13 protein-coding genes and 1 tRNA gene are annotated in these 16,407 nt (G+C 72.8%); 12 read left to right on the top strand and 2 right to left on the bottom strand.

Annotated elements, in window-relative coordinates; all coding sequences use genetic code 11:
* The first annotated feature begins 35 nt into the window (after positions 1–35).
* Complete coding sequence (gene pepN / locus EMA09_RS04670; protein WP_129839162.1) at positions 36–2,552, top strand: aminopeptidase N; 2,517 nt, start codon at positions 36–38, stop codon at positions 2,550–2,552.
* A gap of 23 nt (positions 2,553–2,575) precedes the next feature.
* Here the strand turns inward: pepN and EMA09_RS04665 are convergent, their stop codons facing one another.
* Entirely contained in the window at positions 2,576–3,241 is a 666-nt protein-coding gene (locus EMA09_RS04665) for an NAD(P)H-binding protein (protein ID WP_129839160.1), read from the bottom strand.
* A gap of 122 nt (positions 3,242–3,363) precedes the next feature.
* On the opposite strand from EMA09_RS04665, the gene EMA09_RS04660 reads away from it, so the two are divergent.
* The 5 genes from EMA09_RS04660 (at position 3,364) to EMA09_RS04640 (ending at position 9,672) form a co-directional block, all read left to right on the top strand.
* Positions 3,364–3,738 carry a helix-turn-helix domain-containing protein gene (locus EMA09_RS04660; protein ID WP_129839158.1) on the top strand — a complete coding sequence of 125 codons (375 nt, stop codon included), beginning with the start codon at positions 3,364–3,366 and terminating at the stop codon, positions 3,736–3,738.
* Between the two features lie 120 nt (positions 3,739–3,858).
* Positions 3,859–5,346, top strand: coding sequence for a pyridoxal-dependent decarboxylase (locus tag EMA09_RS04655; RefSeq protein ID WP_129839156.1), 1,488 nt, complete (start codon positions 3,859–3,861; stop codon positions 5,344–5,346).
* Between the two features lie 12 nt (positions 5,347–5,358).
* Positions 5,359–6,783, top strand: a complete 1,425-nt coding sequence (locus EMA09_RS04650) for a SidA/IucD/PvdA family monooxygenase (RefSeq protein ID WP_129839154.1) — start codon at positions 5,359–5,361, stop codon at positions 6,781–6,783.
* 156 nt (positions 6,784–6,939) lie between these two features.
* The gene (gene pyk, locus EMA09_RS04645; RefSeq protein WP_129839152.1) at positions 6,940–8,373 is read left to right on the top strand and encodes a pyruvate kinase; all 1,434 of its coding nucleotides are present in this window, start codon (positions 6,940–6,942) and stop codon (positions 8,371–8,373) included.
* 216 nt (positions 8,374–8,589) lie between these two features.
* On the top strand, positions 8,590–9,672 hold the full coding sequence (locus EMA09_RS04640; RefSeq protein WP_168220635.1) for an aromatic acid exporter family protein: 1,083 nt from the start codon (positions 8,590–8,592) through the stop codon (positions 9,670–9,672).
* A gap of 162 nt (positions 9,673–9,834) precedes the next feature.
* On the opposite strand, the gene EMA09_RS04635 is transcribed toward EMA09_RS04640, so the two are convergent.
* Positions 9,835–9,920 (bottom strand) — tRNA-Leu (locus tag EMA09_RS04635).
* 201 nt (positions 9,921–10,121) lie between these two features.
* Here EMA09_RS04635 and EMA09_RS04630 point away from each other — a divergent pair.
* The 6 genes from EMA09_RS04630 to EMA09_RS04605 all read left to right on the top strand — a co-directional run bounded on the left by EMA09_RS04630 (position 10,122) and on the right by EMA09_RS04605 (position 16,401).
* Entirely contained in the window at positions 10,122–10,718 is a 597-nt protein-coding gene (locus tag EMA09_RS04630; RefSeq protein WP_129843829.1) for a response regulator, read from the top strand.
* A 387-nt stretch (positions 10,719–11,105) separates the two neighbouring features.
* Positions 11,106–12,257: a branched-chain amino acid ABC transporter substrate-binding protein gene (locus EMA09_RS04625; RefSeq protein WP_240796228.1), complete on the top strand. Its 1,152-nt coding sequence runs from the start codon at positions 11,106–11,108 to the stop codon at positions 12,255–12,257.
* Between the two features lie 88 nt (positions 12,258–12,345).
* Entirely contained in the window at positions 12,346–13,269 is a 924-nt protein-coding gene (locus EMA09_RS04620) for a branched-chain amino acid ABC transporter permease (protein ID WP_129839147.1), read from the top strand.
* On the top strand, positions 13,266–14,711 hold the full coding sequence (locus tag EMA09_RS04615; RefSeq protein WP_129839145.1) for a branched-chain amino acid ABC transporter permease: 1,446 nt from the start codon (positions 13,266–13,268) through the stop codon (positions 14,709–14,711). Before EMA09_RS04620 ends, EMA09_RS04615 begins: the two co-directional genes overlap by 4 nt.
* Positions 14,708–15,628 (top strand): ABC transporter ATP-binding protein, encoded by a 921-nt coding sequence (locus tag EMA09_RS04610; protein WP_129839143.1) that lies wholly within the window; start codon positions 14,708–14,710, stop codon positions 15,626–15,628. The genes EMA09_RS04615 and EMA09_RS04610 overlap by 4 nt, the downstream gene beginning before the upstream one ends.
* Positions 15,625–16,401: an ABC transporter ATP-binding protein gene (locus EMA09_RS04605; RefSeq protein ID WP_129839141.1), complete on the top strand. Its 777-nt coding sequence runs from the start codon at positions 15,625–15,627 to the stop codon at positions 16,399–16,401. Before EMA09_RS04610 ends, EMA09_RS04605 begins: the two co-directional genes overlap by 4 nt.
* Positions 16,402–16,407: the final 6 nt, after the last annotated feature.

Here is a 16,407-nt window from a genome sequence, read left to right as displayed (position 1 = left end):
GCGGACGGGACGGGGCGTGCGGCAGCATGATCCGCATGGTCCCACTCACCCGTGCCGAAGCCGCCGCGCGCGCCCAGCTCATCGACGTCCACGGCTACGCCGTCGACCTCGACTTCACCGGCGGCGACGAGACGTTCGCCTCCGAGACGGTCATCCGCTTCACCGCGCGGCGGCCCGGCGACACCTTCGCCGAGCTGCACCCCGTGACGCTGCACGCCGCCGAGCTCGACGGCAGCGCCCTCGATCCCGCCGTCCTCGCCGACGGCCGCCTGCCGCTGACCGGCCTCACGGCGGGCGAGCACGAGCTGCGCGTTCGCGCGACCATGCGGTACTCGCACACGGGCGAGGGCATGCACCGGTTCACCGACCCGGCGGACGGCCTGACGTACCTCTACAGCATGTGCTGCATGACCGAGGGCACCAAGGTCTTCGCCTCCTTCGACCAGCCCGACCTCAAGGCCGTCTTCGACGTCACCGTCACCGCCCCGGAGGGATGGACCGTGCTCGGCAACGGCGTCGCCACCCGCGTCGCGGGCGAGCCGGGCCGCTGGCGCTGCGCGACGACGCCGCCCATCAGCACCTACCTCATGGCCGTCGCGGCGGGGCCGTACCACTCGGTGCGCACGGAGCACGCCGGCCTCCCGTTCGGCATCCACGTGCGCCGGTCCCTCGCGGAGCACCTCGACAAGGACGCCGACGAGATCTTCGACATCACCCGGCGCTGCTTCGACCGCTTCGGCGAACTGTTCGACGAGCCCTACCCGTTCGACTCCTACAACCAGGCTTTCGTGCCCGAGTTCAACGCCGGCGCGATGGAGAACCCCGGTCTCGTCACGATCCGCGACGAGTACGTCTTCCGGTCCGCCGTCACCGGGACCCAGCGGGAGCTGCGGGGCGTCACCATCGCGCACGAGATGGCCCACATGTGGTTCGGCGACCTGGTGACCCTCCGCTGGTGGGACGACATCTGGCTGAACGAGTCGTTCGCCGAGTACATGGGCTACCAGGTCCTCGCGGAGGCGACCGGCTTCACCCCGTGGACGGAGTTCGCGGCGAGCCGCAAGCCCTGGGGCTACGAGGCGGACCAGCGGCCGTCCACCCACCCCGTCGCGCCGCGCGGCGAGGACGTGCCCGACACCGCCTCCGCCTGGACCAACTTCGACGGCATCTCCTACGCCAAGGGCGCCTCCGCCCTGCGGCAGCTCGTCACCTGGCTCGGGGAAGAACACTTCCTCGCCGGCGTCAACGACCACATCACGCGCCACCGGTTCGGCAACGCGACGCTCGCCGACTTCATCGACGCCATGGCCCGCGCCTCCGGCCGGCCCGTCCCCGCCTGGGCCGACGCGTGGCTGCGCACCAGCGGCCCCGACACCCTCACGCCGTCGGTCGTGACCGAGGACGGCGCCTGGCACCTCGACATCGCGCACACCGGCGGCAGACCGCACCGGCTGCGGGTCGGCCTGTACGACGCGGACGCCGTGTCGGAGGGCCGGGTCGCGCCGCGGGCCTCGGGAGCCGTGGCGGAGATCGAACTCCCGGCCGGCGAGGGCGTCGCCCGCCACACCTTCACCGGCCGGCGCCCCGACCTCGTCGTGCTGAACGAGGGGGACCTCACCTACGCCAAGGTCAGGCTGGACCCGATCTCGTGGGAGACCGCGCGGCAGACCGTCTCCACCCTCGCCGACCCGCTGACGCGCGGCGTGGTGTGGGGCGCCGCCCGTGACATGGTGCGGGACGGCGAGCTGCCCCCGGCCGCCTACCTCGCCGCCGTCCGGCGCAACCTGCCGGACGAGCCGTCGGACACCGTCCTGTCGGCCGTCCTCGCCTTCGCCAGACAGCAGGTCGCGGACCGGTACGTGCCGCTCGGCCGGCGGGCCGAGGCGCTCGCGGACCTGACGGCCGTCGCCGGCGACCTGATCGACGCGACGGCGGACGACCCCGACGGTGCCCGCCGCCTCATCGCCGTCCGCACCACCATCGGCGCGGCAACCCACCCCGGTCTACTGCGTTCCTGGTGGGACGCGGGCGCCGTCCCCGGCGGCCCGGCCCTCGACCCGGAGCTGCGCTGGTACCTCCTGCACCGGCTCGCCGTCCTCGGCGCGACGGACGCGGCCGAGATCGACGCCGAGCTGGCCCGCGACCCGGGCGCGAGCGGCCAGGAGGGCGCCGCGCGCTGCCGCGCCGCGCTGCCGGACGCGGCGGCGAAGGCGGCAGCGTGGGAGGCGATGTTCGGGCCGGGCGACCGGCTGTCCACCTACCTGTTCACGGCGACGGCCGAGGGGTTCTGGCAGCCCGAGCAGCACGACCTGCTCGCCCCGTACGTCGAACGGTACTTCCCGGCCGCCGTCGACCTGGCCGCTCGGCGCGGGCACTACCTGGCCACCGGGGTCGCGAGGACGGCGTTCCCGCGCGGCTTCGTGGACGCGGTGACCGTGGGCCTGACGGAGCGCTGCCTCGCCGGCGACGGTCTCCACCCCGCCCTGCGCCGTGGCCTCGCCGACCAGGCGGACGACCTGCGCCGCGCCCTGCGTGTGGTGACGGGAGCCTGACGCACGCGGCGCCGGTGCCGGACTCAGCCGCCGGCCCCGGCATCCTCCGTGCCGCCGGCCACGGCCAGGTGCGTGCGGTGGTGCCGGGGCCGCTCGACCTCGTCGAGCAGGGCCACGGCGAGGTCCTGGTAGGAGATCCGGTCGGCGGGCTCCGCACCCGGCGCCACCCGGTAGCGGCCGGTGCGCGTGCCGCCGTGGTCGAAGTCGCCCGCAGGGCTCGCGTACAGCCAGTCCACGTCCGTGCCCTCCGACCGGAGGATCTCCAGGCCCCGCCCGTGCGCCCGGCAGAACTCCCGGACGTCCCCCGGCTCAGCCGACAGGTACAGCGGTCGCCCCTCGGGGTCCGGCAGCACCGCCGACAACCCGACGACCACCAGCCGGGACGGGCCGTCGCCGCGGACCGCCCCGAGCAGCGCCCGGGTCGAGGCGTCGAAGAAGGCGGCCGGATCCGTCCCGGGACCGTACACCGCCGCCGCGCTGATCAGCGCGTCCTGCCCGGCGCCCAGCTCCGCGACACGCGCCGCGTCCGTGACATCGCCCGCCACGATCCGCGCCGGAGAGCCCGTCAGTTCCCCGGCACGGGCGGGGTCGCGCACCACGGCCGTGACCTCGTGGCCCCGGCGCACCGCCTCCGCCACCGCACGCCGCCCGGCCCTGCCGCCCGCTCCCAGCACCACGATCCCGCTCACCACTGCCTCCCGGCTCCCTCGCCCCGGTGCCGGGGACATTCCGCCCCGGCCGGACGCCGAGGACCGTAGCGGTCCCGCCGGTATCCCCGGGGATACCGACGGGACCGCTACGGTGGGGCGGTATGAGGCCACCGCTGGCGCGTGACATGTTCGACGAGCTGTGCCCCTCGGGGCTGCTGCCCCTCCGCTTCGCGGACAAGTGGGCTCCTCTCGTCCTCACCTGCCTCACGGACGGGCCCCGCCGTTTCTCCGAACTGCGCGTCCCCCTCCACCGCGTCACGCCGAGGACGCTCACGCGCACCCTGCGCGCCCTCCAGCGCGACGGACTGATCACCCGCGCCGAGTGCCCGGGGCGCACTCCGCACGTCGAATACGCCCTGACGCCACTCGGCCGCAGCCTCCTCGAACCCCTGGCCGCCGTCTGCGCCTGGACCCGGGAGCACTGGGAGGAACTGCTCCGCGCCCGGGAGGAGCACATCGCCGCGTCACCCGCCTGACCTGTACCTCCTTCGAGGGAACCGCTCCGCAACGGCCGCCCCGCCCGATGCGGGCCCGCGTACGGTGATCGCGTTGTCCGCCGTTCGGCGTAATCCCCGTACCGGAAAGAGCCCCCCGCGATGGCCCCGCCCGCCCTGCCCGACTCCACCCTGCTCGCGGGAGGCACCGCGGGACCGCGCGCACTGCGGCCACTGGTGGACGCCGTGCTCACCGCGCTCGCGGACGGGGCCGCCGCCCGCTGCGGCCCGCTCCCGCCGGGCGGCCCGGCCGCCGTCGCGGGGATGCTGGCCGAGCGTGCCGGGCCCGTCCTCCCCGTGCACGGCAGCGGCGCCGCCGAGGCCCTGCGCGTCCTCGTCGGATTCCTCGCCGAGGGCGCCGCGGACCCCGCCGACCCCCACTGCGCCGCCCACCTGCACTGCCCGCCGCTCGCCGTCGCGGCCGCCGCCGACCTGGCCGCCTCCGCGCTCAACCCGTCGATGGACTCGTGGGACCAGGCGCCGGCGGCGTCCGCCGTCGAGGAGCGCGTCACCCGCGAACTGGCCCGTCTCGTCCATCCCTCCGGCCCCGCACCGGACGCCCTGGTCACCACCGGCGGCACCGAGTCCAACCTCCTGGGCGTCCTGCTCGCCCGCGAGAAGCACGGCCCGGAGCTCACCGTCCTCTGCGGAGCCAACGCCCACCACAGCGTCCGGCGCGCCACCTGGCTGCTCGGCCTCCCGGCACCGCGCGTCCTCCCCACGCCGCGCGGCGTCCTGGACCCGGCCGCCCTCCGGCGCGCGCTGGAGGGAGACGGCACCACCACCGGACGCGGCCCGGTCCTGGTCGTGGCCACCGCCGGGACCACCGACACGGGGGACATCGACCCCCTTCCCCCCATCGCCGACACCGTCGCCGCCCACCGCGCCCATCGGCCCGTGCTGCTCCACGTCGACGCGGCCTACGGCGGCCCGCTCCTCCTCAGCCCCGCCCTCGCGCCCCGGCTCGCCGGCCTCGAACGGGCCGACAGCGTCACCCTCGACCTGCACAAACTCGGCTGGCAGCCCGTGGCCGCCGGGCTCCTCACCGTCCCCGACGCCGCGGCCCTCGCGGCGCTCGACCAGCGCGCCGACTATCTCAACGCGGACGACGACACCGAGGCCGGGCTCCCCGACCTCCTCGGCCGTTCGCTGCGCACCACGCGGCGGCCCGACATCCTGAAGATCGCCGTCACCCTGCGGGCGCTCGGCCGCGACGGGCTGGCCGCCCTCGTCGAGGCGACCTGCGCCGCGGCCCGGGAGCTGGCCGCCCTCGTCGCCGCCGAGCCACGGCTCCGGCTCCACGCCGAACCGCCCATCAGCACCGTGCTGTTCCGTCCGGCGGGCGCGACCGACGCGGAGGTCGCCGCGCTGCGCCGCGGCCTCATCACCGACGGCCGCGCGGTCCTCGGCCGTGCCACCGCACCAGCCCCGGACGGCCGCCCCGTCCTGTGGCTGAAGGCCACCCTGCTCAACCCCCACACCCAGCCGGCCGACCTCGCCGCCCTCCTCAAGCTCGTCCTCGACCGGTACGCCCCCGGCACGGCCGGCACTCCCGGCACCACCCGTACATCCCGCACAGCCCGCGCATAAGGACCCGCCCCGATGACGACCTCCGAACCCGCCCACCCGCTCGACCTGGCAGGCATCGGCATCGGTCCGGCCAACCTCTCGCTCGCCGCCCTCACCCAGCCCTGCTCCGGGCTCCGCGCCGCCTGGTACGAGCAGCGGCCCGCGTTCCACTGGCACCCGGGGCTCCTGATCGAGGACGCCACCCTCCAGGTCCCCTTCCTCGCCGACCTGGTGACCCTCGCCGACCCGACGAGCCGCTGGAGCTTCCTCAACTACCTGCGGCACACCCAGCGTCTCTACCCCTTCTACTTCGCCGAGCGCTTCCACAGCCCCCGCGCCGAGTACGACGCCTACTGCCGGTGGGTCGCCGAGAGCCTGCCGGGGCTGCATTTCGGCCACCGGATCGACGCCGTGCGCTGGGACCCTCAGGACGCCGTGTTCGTCCTGGAGTTCACCCGCACGGGCCGCGGCGGTCCCGCGGACGGCACCACCGGCACCGTCCGGGCGCGCCACCTCGCCATCGGCATCGGGAGCGCGCCTCACATCCCCGGGGCGCTGCGGCACCTGACCACCGCGCAGGGCCGCCACGCGGCTCCCGTCCTGCACTCCGCCGACTACCTGCGCCGGCGCGAGGCGCTGCTGGCCGCGGGGCACATCACCGTCGTCGGCTCCGGCCAGTCGGGGGCGGAGATCGCGCTCGACCTGCTGCGCCGCAGGCCCGCCGGCGCCGAGGGGCTGCACTGGCTCAGCAGCAGCCAGGCCTTCGCGCCCATGGAGTACAGCAAGCTCGGCCTCGAACACTTCACACCCGACTACACGCGCTTCTTCCACGCCCTGCCCGAGGCGGTGCGCGACCGCCTCCTGCCCGCGCAGTGGCAGTTGCACCGCGCCGTCGACCACGGCACGCTCGCCGCCCTCCACGACGAGCTGTACCGCCGCAGCCTCGGCGGCGGCTGGCCGGACGCCGTCCTCACGCCCGGCGTCACGGTGCGCGGGGGAAGGCGCCTCGCCGACGGCAGGCTCGCCCTCGACCTCCTGCACCGGCTGCAGGACGAGCGCTCCCGGCTCGTCACCGACGCCTTGGTCCTGGCCACCGGCTACCGCGACCGCCCCCTCGACACCCTGCTGGCCGAGCTGGCCGGACGGCTCCGGCGCGACGCCGCCGGGCGCGCCGTCGTGGACGAGTGCTACCGTCTCGCGCTCGATCCCGGCATCTCGGGAACGGTGTACGTCCTGGGGGCCGAGCGCCATACGCACGGTGTCGGCACGCCCGACCTCGGCCTGGTCGCCCACCGCAGCGCCGTGATCCTGAACACACTCACCGGCCGGGAGCGCTATCCGCTGCCCGAGAGGACCGCTTTCACCACGTTCGGGCTGAGCGGGCCGTGGGCCCCGGCGGGCGGACGGCCGGAGACGGAGTTTGCCATTCCGGCGGGCGGGGAGGCTCTTCCCCGGTGAAGGCGCGTCGTCCGGGAAATACCCGACCGTGAAATCGCTCATCGGAGCGCACCGCCGCTCATTTCGTCGACTTGTCGGCCCTTCGTCAAAAGCCAGCCGCCGAGTGGTCACTTCCGGATAGCCCCCTACTGTGAGGTAACTCCTACAGTTGGGCGTATGCGCCGAGCGAAAATCGTCTGCACCCTGGGACCCGCCACCGACTCCTACGAGCGCATCGCCGCGCTGGTGGAGGCCGGTATGGACGTGGCACGGCTCAACCTCAGCCACGGAGCCCACCGGGAGCACGAGCTGCGCCTGCGGCGGGTGCGGCGCGCTGCCGCGGAAAGGGGCCGGAGCGTCGGAATTCTCGCCGATCTCCAGGGACCGAAGATTCGTCTCGGCCGCTTCGCCGACGGTCCGGTGCTCCTGGAGACGGGGGACGAATTCACCATCACGGCGGACGACGTGCCCGGTGATCCCACCCGTTGCGGCACCACCTACGCCGGGCTTCCCGGCGATGTGGCGGCGGGCGAGCGCATCCTCGTGGACGACGGCCGGGTCGCCCTGGAGGTCACCGCCGTCGAGGGCGCGGACGTCCGCACCGTCGTCGTGGAGGGCGGCCTGGTCTCCGACCACAAGGGTCTCAACCTCCCCGGGGTCGCCGTCTCCGTGCCGGCCCTGTCCACCAAGGACATCGACGACCTGCGCTGGGCGCTGCGCGGCGGCGCCGACCTCATCGCCCTGTCGTTCGTGCGCAGCGGTGACGACATCAAGGACGTGCACCGGGTCATGGCCGAGGAAGGGCGGTTCCTGCCGGTCATCGCGAAGATCGAGAAGCCGCAGGCCGAGGAGAACCTCGCCGACATCGTCGGCGCCTTCGACGGCATCATGGTGGCGCGCGGCGACCTGGGGGTCGAGGTGCCGCTGGAGGACGTGCCGCTGGTGCAGAAGCGCGCCGTCGCCCTGGCCCGCCGCAATGCCAAGCCGGTCATCGTGGCGACGCAGATGCTGGACTCGATGATCGAGTCGTCGCGCCCGACCCGCGCCGAGGCCTCCGACGTGGCCAACGCGGTCATGGACGGCACCGACGCCGTGATGCTGTCCGGCGAGACGAGCGTCGGCCGCTACCCGGTGGAGACGGTCGGCACGATGAGCCGCATCGTCGTGGCGGCGGAGGCGGAGCTGCTGGCGCGCGGCCTGTCGCCCCTGACGGAGGAGAACAAGCCACGCACCCAGGGCGGTGCCGTGGCGAGGGCCGCGGCGGAGGTCGGGGACTTCCTGAACGCCTCGCTGCTCGTCGCCTTCACCCAGAGCGGGGACACCGCCCGCCGGCTCGCGCGCTACCGCTCGCCGATCCCCGTCGTCGCGCTCACCCCCGACCCGGCGACCCACGCGCAGCTCACCCTGACCTGGGGCGTCGAGAGCCACCTCGTGCCCACCGCGCGGACGACCGACGAGATGGTGACGCAGATGGACGAGCACCTGCTGCGGCTCGGCCGGTGCCGCGAGGGCGAGATCGTGGTCATGACGGCCGGCTCCCCGCCCGGCACCCCCGGGACCACGAATCTCGTGCGGGTGCACCACGTCGGCCAGGACGACTCGCCGCGCTGATCCCGGCGGGTCCGCCGCCGGCCGGCGGCGCCCGCGGGGCCTTCCCCGCCCGGAGCCGGAAAGGTGGGTTTGACCGGCGTCGCACCGTGCACCCGCGCATGAGGGGCCAGGCGAGGGCGACGGGCGGGAGGTACCGGGATGAGCACAGCGACCCGACGGGCGCCGGGACGGACCGGCGGTCCCGCCCGGCGGTCCCGGGACGCGTACCGTTTCGCCGTGCGTGCCGTGCGGCACTCCGGACCCGAGCGGGACGAGGCGCTGCTCCAGGTCCGGGCGGTGCTCGCGGTCGTCGTGGCCTGGGGCATCGCCTCGTGGCTGCTGCCGGTGTCGGTCACGACCTTCGCCCCGTTCACCTCCCTGCTGGCACTCCACGGCACGGTCTACAGGTCCCTGTGGCAGTCGCTGCGCTACATGGCCGCGGTCGCGGTGGGGGTGATCGTCGCCGCGGCCTTCGGGTCGACGGCCGGTGTCCACCTGTGGAGCCTGGCCGTCGTCACCGCGGCGGCGCTGCTCGCGTCGCGCCTGCCCACGCTCGGGGGGCAGCGCTTCCAGGTGCCGGTGACGGCCCTGTTCGCCTTCTCCGCCGGCGGGGGGCGGATCGACTACAGCTTCCACCTCGTGACGGCCGTGCTGATCGGCGTCGGGTGCGGGCTGGCCGCCACCGTCTTCCTCGCGCCGCCCACCCGGTTCCACGACGCCAGGGCGGCCGTCGGGCAACTCGCCGGTCATGTGGGCGATCTGCTGCGCGACATGGCCCGCACGCTCGGGGAGACCACCCCCGATCCGGCGCTCGCCCAGGAGTGGAGCGAGCGCGCCGCGCGGGTGGGCGGCCTCGCCGGCCACGCCCGCGACGCAGCGGCGGCCGGTGAGGAGAGCGCACGCCTGAACCCCCGCAGGCTCCCCGTCTCGCGCCGTCTCGCGCCGCCCGCCCACAGCACGGTCATCAACGCCCTCGAACGCGTCGGGCACCAGGCGGAGTCCATCGCGCGGGGTCTCGCCCACGCGGCCCGCAGCGAGAACTACGACGCGCTCGCCCGCGACTTCCTGACCCCGTACGCCGAACTCCTCACCGAGGCCGCCGCCGCTGTCGAGTGCCTCGGCTTCGACGAGGACCGGGTCGCGGACACGTGCGAGGACGTGGGCGCGCACATCGAGGAGGGGCGCAGGCTCTACGCGGCTCTCAACGCCCGCGCCCGCGGCGAACACCTGGACGCACCGGGTGAATGGCCGCTGTACGGCGCGCTGCTCACCGACGCGCACCGCGCCCTGGACGACCTGTCGACGGCGCTGCCCCGCTGATCCGCGGCCACGTGCCGCCGGACGACGCCCGTACACCCTGGAAAGAAGCTCTGCCCACCACATGTGACCGAGCGTAGTGGATGGTCACGTAAAGTGAGCATAAAGGTGGTGTCGCCCGAACCGGGGAATCGTGGGGAAGGTGCGGCGCGCGATGCCGGAAGCTGGTGCCGGGTGCGGGATTCGAACCCGCAAGCCCTCACGGGCAGAGGTGTTTGAGACCTCCGTGTATACCGTTCCACCAACCCGGCCGACGCCTGCTCGGGGAGTCTATCCGCTCCGTCAGGAGGGCGGCGAGTAGGTACCCTCGGGGGTGCCCCAACCGGCAGGAAACGAGGAGCAACGTGAGCACCCCCGACGCCCCGCACGAGCCCACCACCCCGCCCGAGGCGGGCGGCGCCGCGGGAGCGGACGCCGCCGCCGGGCAGGACGACTCCGCGCACGTCCCGCCGCTGACGACCCGGGTCGTCATCGCCGAGGACGAGGCGCTGATCCGGCTCGACCTCAAGGAGATGCTGGAGGAGGAGGGGTACTCGGTCGTCGGCGAGGCGGGTGACGGCGAGCGCGCCGTCGAACTGGCCAGGGAGCTGCGGCCCGACCTGGTCATCCTGGATGTGAAGATGCCGGTCATGGACGGCATCTCCGCGGCCGAGAAGATCGCGGGGGAGTCCATCGCGCCGGTCCTGATGCTCACCGCCTTCTCGCAGCGCGACCTGGTCGAGCGCGCCCGCGACGCCGGTGCGATGGCCTACCTCGTGAAGCCGTTCAGCAAGAGCGATGTCGTCCCGGCCATCGAGATCGCCGTCTCCCGCTTCACGGAGCTGAAGTCGCTCACCGAGGAGGTCGCCGACCTGGCGCAGCGCCTGGAGACCCGCAAGCTGGTGGACCGCGCCAAGAGCGTCCTGCAGACCCAGTACGGGCTGAGCGAGCCGGCCGCCTTCCGCTGGATCCAGAAGACGTCGATGGACCGCCGTCTCTCGATGCGCCAGGTCGCCGAGGCCGTCATCCAGGACGCCGAGGAGAAGCGGCAGAAGCAGCAGAAGCAGTGAGGGAACGGGCGGGGCGAGCGAGCGGCATTCGGACGGTCCCTGTCGTGAATCCGCTGTAAATATCCCTCAAGAAACACTCATCACGGGGCAGAGCGTGTCCGGAGACCTCCTTCCGGACGCGCTCTTCTTGTCATAAGGGGGCACATCCGTCCCCGACCGGCGGATCACCGGCCGAAACATCGCCGGACTTCCCGTATCTCTGCTGTTTCCGGCATGTGGCGCAGGTCACGAGGAGATCACATCTGCTGCCGCGGAGTGTTCGCCCAGCTTCCCTGGCAATAGATTCCGCTGCACGCCGCACGGATGTGCCTGCGCGCATGCGAGCTGTGCGGTGACGACACGACCGGCTCGCTCCAGGGGGTTTTCCACGTGTCCAGCAGAACCGTCATGAGGCTGGCGATACCCGTCGCCGCCGGCGCACTGCTCCTGACCGGATGCGGCGGTGACGACGGCGGCGACAGCGGCGACGGCGGACCGACGTACAAGATCGCTTATCAGGGGCCGCTCTCCGGTTCCAACGTCGGACTCGGCGAGAATATGCAGAACGGCATCCAGCTCGCCATCGACGAGGCCAACGACTCCGGCGAATACGATTTCACCCTCGAATACTTCCCCGCCGACGACCAGGGCAGCGAGACGACGGCCACGACCGCCGCCCAGAGCGCCATCGACCAGGAGGAAGTGGTCGCCGTCATCGGCCCCGCGTTCTCCGGGCCCGCGAGCGTCGCGGCCCCCCTGTACGGCCAGGCCGGTCTGGCCGCGGTCTCGACCTCGGCGACCAACCCCGCCCTCACGGAGCAGGGCTTCGGCACGTTCCTGCGCGCCGTGCCGAACGACAACGCGCAGGGCGCCGCGATGGCCGACTTCCTCGCCACCCAGGACGGCGTCGAGAGCGTCATCGTGATCGATGACGTGACCCCGTACGGCGAGGGCCTCGCCGAGGTGGCCGACGAGAGCCTGCAGGCGGCCGGCTTCGACGTCGAGCGGGAGAGCGTCCCCGCCGACACGGTCGACTACAGCAGCGCCGCCCGCAACGTCGTCGAATCCGGCGCCGACGCCCTGGTCTACGCGGGTTACTACCAGGCGCTCGCCCCCTTCGCCGTCCGCCTCGACGAGGCCGGCTTCGACGGGATCGGCATCTCGGGCGACGGCTCGAACGACGACGAGTTCATCAACCTCGCCGGCGAGGCGTCCGAGGGCTGGTACCTCACCTGCCCCTGCACGGACGCGACCGCGGAGGAGGCCACCCAGGCGTTCGCCGAGCGCTACGAGGCGGCGTTCCAGATCCCGCCGGGCACCTACTCCGCCGAGTCCTACGACGTGGCGAACATGATCATCGAGCAGATCGCCGCGCTGAACGGCGAGGTCGACCGCCAGACCCTCTACCAGGCGCTGGCCGGCGTCGAGTACCAGGGCCTCACCAAGTCGTTCTCCTTCGACGAGAACGGCGAGTTCACCGAACAGGCCATCTTCCTCTACCGGGTCGAGAACGGCGCCATCGGCTACGTCGGCAACGTCCAGGAGCTGGCCGGCTCCTGACCGGGACGCCCCGGCGGGACGGGCCGCACGCCCGTCCCGCCGGGGGCCGGCCCACCCGTCGCCGCTCGTCCCCACAAGGAAGTCAGCCATGTCCCTTTCCGATATCTGGGACGTCCTCGTCCTCGGGGTGGTGCTCGGCTCGCTGTACGCCGTCATCGCCATCGGCTACACACTCGTCTACGGCGTCCTGCAACTCCTGAACTTCGCACACAGCGAGGTCTTCATGTCCGGCGGCTTCGGTGGCGTCATCGCGCTCACCCTCTTTCCGCCGGCCCTCGACCCGTCCGGAATCCAGTCCTTCGGATATGTGGTCCTCGGTATCTGCGCCGGCGCCGCGCTCGGCGGCATCGTCGCGTTCGGTCTGGAAAAGGCGGCCTATCTCCCGCTCCGCCGCCGGAACGCGCCCCGCCTCGTCTTCTTGATCACCGCGATCGGCGCGTCCTTCTTTCTCTACAACCTCGCCGGCAAACTTTTCGGGCGCTACCCGCTCCCCATGCCGCGGATGTACGAGAACCGGCGTCTCTTCGATCTTTTCGGAACACCGATCAGCGTCACCCAGCTCATCATCGTCGTGGTCGGCGTCCTCATGCTGGTCACCGTCGATCTCATCGTGAACCGCACCAAACTCGGTGCCGGTATCCGCGCCGTCGCCCAGGACCCCGAGGTCGCCTCGCTGATGGGCGTCGACATCGACAAGGTCGTCTCCCGCACCTTCGTTCTCGGCGGCCTGATGGGCGGCGTCGCCGGTTTCCTCTTCGGCACGAACCTCCAGGTCACCTACACCATGGGCTTCCTCCCCGGCATCACCGCGTTCGCCGCGGCCGTCCTCGGCGGCATCGGCAACGTCCGCGGCGCCATGCTCGGCGGCCTCACCCTCGGCGTGGTGGAGTCCTTCACGGTCGAGCTGTGGGGCGACGCCTGGCGGTACGTCGGCGCGTTCGCCGTCCTCGTGCTCGTCCTCATGTTCCGCCCCACGGGCATCCTCGGCGAGCGGGTCGGGAGGGCCGCATGACCACCGACGCACCGGCCCCGCACCCCCGTCTCTCCACCGCCGCCGCCCGGCTCAGACGCCGCAGGTGGTACCAGCAGGCCCGCTGGCAGCGGCTCTTCGCCCTGCTCGTCACGGCCGCCGTCATCGGCATCGCCATCGGCGACCAGGGCATCCGCGGCGACCTCTTCTACGCGCTCCAGGAGAACGTCACCAAGGTCCGCTTCTTCGTGTGCCTCGCGATCGCCGTCGTCGTGTGGGCGGTGCGCGAGTTCGCGGGCGGCGCGCTGACCGCGTGGCGGACGGCCGTCCGGACGGAGACACGCACGCCCGGCACCCACGGTCCCCTCTCCGCGCGCACGGCGCACATCGCCCTGCCGTCGTTGGTGGGCCGCGGGTTCGGCGCGGCGACCGGCCTGTTCCGCACCTCCGCCCTCTACCGCTACGGACTCCTCGCCGCCCTGGCCGCGTGCCTCATCATCCTGCCGTTCACCCTCACCCGGGTGTGGCAGACCGTCATCGTCGACCAGATGGGCATGTACGTCCTGGTCGCCATCGGCCTGAACGTCGTCATCGGCTGGGCCGGCATGCTCGACCTCGGCTTCATCGCGTTCTTCGCCATCGGGGCCTACAGCGCCGCGTACTGGACCGGCGGACTCCCCGTCGACCCGCCCGTCGAGCTGAACACGTTCCTCGTCATCCCGGTCGCCATCGTCACCTGCCTCATCGCCGGTGTCCTGCTCGGCGCCCCGACGCTGCGGCTGCGCGGCGACTACCTGGCGATCGTCACCCTCGGGTTCCACGAGATCGTCTACCTGCTCGCCAAGAACTGGACCGAGTTCACGGGCGGCACGCGCGGCGCCCAGGGACTCGACCGGTTCTCCGTCGACCTCGGGTTCTGGTCGTACGACTGGGGGCTCGACCCCCAGCCCTACTACTGGCTCCAACTGATCTTCGCGACGCTGATCATCGTCCTGTTCCTGCGCCTGGAGCACTCCCGCATCGGCCGCGCCTGGACGGCGATCCGCGAGGACGAGGTCGCGGCCGCCGCCACCGGCGTGAACACGGTCCGCTTCAAGCTGCTCGCCTTCGCCATCGGCGCCTCGACCTCCGGCGTGGCCGGTGTCCTGTACGCCGGCAAGCAGGGCTTCATCAACTCCGAGCAGTTCCTCATCCTGATGTCCGTACTCGCCCTGTCGTACGTCGTCTTCGGCGGCATGGGCTCGATCCCCGGCGTCGTGCTCGGCACGGTCGTCCTGATCTGGCTCCCCGAGTACCTGCGCGGCGACATGATCGACCCCCAGGACCGCTACATGTACCTCGGCGGCCTGCTCGTCGTGATGATGATCTACCGGCCGCAGGGCCTGTGGCCGTCCCGCCGACGATCGCGCGAACTCCGGATGGCCGAGGAAGGATCGGGCGGCGCCGACGCGCTGGGCGCGCAGCCGGGAGGTGCGCACGCATGACCACCCGAACGAGCGGGGCACCCGCCCCCGCGGCGGCCGACCTCATCCTCGACGCGTCCGGAGTCACCCTCCGCTTCGGCGGCCTGACCAGCCTGGACGGCGTCGCGCTGCAGGTCAGGCGTGGCGAGATCCTGGCCGTCATCGGACCGAACGGCGCCGGCAAGACATCGCTGTTCAACGCGCTGACCGGCGCCTACCTCCCGCAGGAGGGCGTCATCACCTTCCGCCCCGGGAGGGGCGGCGAACACGAGCTGCGCGGACGCAAACCGCACCGCGTCAGCCGCCTCGGCGTGGCCAGGACGTTCCAGAACATCCGGCTGTTCGGGGCGCTCACCGTGCTGGAGAACGTCAAGATCGCCGTCGAGACCCGGCAGCGGACGGACGCCCTCTCGATCATGCTGGGGCTGCCCGGCGCCCGCCGCGACGAGCGCGAGAGCGACCGGGCGGCCCACCGCATGCTGGCGTTCGTCGGCCTCGAACACCGGATCAACGAGCTGGCCTCGGCCCTCAGCTACGGCGAGCAGCGCCGCCTGGAGATCGCCCGCGCCCTCGCGACCACCCCGGAACTCCTGCTCCTCGACGAGCCGGCGGCCGGCACCAACCCCACCGAGAAACACGACCTCGAACTGCTGATCCGCCGCATCAACACGGAACTGGACGTCAGCGTCCTCCTGATCGAGCACGACATGAAACTCGTCATGTCGGTCGCCGACCGCGTCGTGGTGCTGAACTTCGGCCGCACCATCGCCGAGGGCACCCCGGCCGAGGTGCAGGCCGACCCGGCCGTCGTCGAGGCGTACCTCGGCACCTCGGCCGACGAGGACGGCGCCGCCGTCGCCGAGACGCTCGCCGCCACCGGGGGCGGGCCGGCCGGGGAGAGCGGGGAAGGCAAGGAAGGCGAGGAGGAACGCCCGTGACCACGGAGGCACAGAAGGAGCCGGCCCCGCCCCCCGCACCGGCCGGGCCACCGCTTCTCGAACTGCGCGACCTGCACGTCGCCTACGGCGCGATCGAGGCGCTCAAGGGCGTCGGCCTCACGGTCGCCGCGGGCGAGGTCGTCGCCCTCCTCGGGGCCAACGGCGCGGGCAAGTCGACCACCCTCAAGACCGCGTCGGGCATGCTGACCCCCCGCAGGGGCCAGGTCCTCCTGCACGGCGAGCGGGTGGACGGCATCAGATCGCACGAACTGGTCAGGTTCGGCATCGGCCACGTGCCCGAGGGACGCCGCGTCTTCCCCCGCATGTCGGTCCTGGAGAACCTCCGCATGGGCGCCTACCGGCTGCGCCGCCCCGACCCGGCCGACCTCGACCGGGTCTTCACCCTCTTCCCCCGGCTCGCCGACCGGCGCAAGCAGATCAGCGGCACGCTCTCCGGCGGCGAGCAGCAGATGCTCGCCATCGGCCGCGCCCTGATGGGCAAACCGGAACTCCTGCTGCTCGACGAGCCGTCCATGGGCCTCGCACCGCTGATCGTGCAGCAGATCTTCGAGATCCTGCGCGAGATCAACGCCCAGGGCACGACCCTCCTGCTGGTCGAGCAGAACGCCGCGCAGGCACTCCGGCTCGCCGACCGCGGCTACGTCCTGGAGACGGGGACCGTCGCCATGAGCGGCGAGGCGGGCACGCTCCTGTCCGACCCGCGCATACGGGCGGCCTACCTCGGGGAGACGGTCGATCCGGGAGGCGCGTGACGCGGG

The organism is Streptomyces sp. RFCAC02, from assembly GCF_004193175.1.
Lineage (GTDB): Bacteria > Actinomycetota > Actinomycetes > Streptomycetales > Streptomycetaceae > Streptomyces.
This window is presented reverse-complemented; position numbering and strand designations above follow the sequence as displayed.